1 protein-coding gene is annotated in these 246 nt (G+C 64.2%); it reads right to left on the minus strand.

Annotated elements, in window-relative coordinates; all coding sequences use genetic code 11:
* The coding region (locus QD208_RS17615; protein WP_279837693.1) for a hypothetical protein at positions 1-246 on the minus strand (246 nt) is incomplete at both ends.

The following is a 246-nucleotide window of genomic DNA, read 5'->3' on the forward strand; positions in this document are numbered from 1 at the left end:
GCTCGACATCGAGCGGGGCGAGATCCTGGGTGATGGTGTGGGTGGTCGGGGCGGCACTGTCCAGCTGGCTGGTCAGCCAGACGCTCGAACCATTCTCGAAAACGTCGCGTTTCTCTTTGCTGCCCCAGTCACGCCCCTGGGGGCGGTCATCATCCCATTCCTTGACCTCGCGGACCTTCTCGACCTCGAAGGTCACCGCGCCGGTGGCGTAGTCGATGCTCCCCTCCCATCCACCATTGAAGCCGC

The organism is Cobetia sp. 29-18-1, assembly GCF_029846405.1.
Taxonomy (GTDB): domain Bacteria; phylum Pseudomonadota; class Gammaproteobacteria; order Pseudomonadales; family Halomonadaceae; genus Cobetia; species Cobetia amphilecti.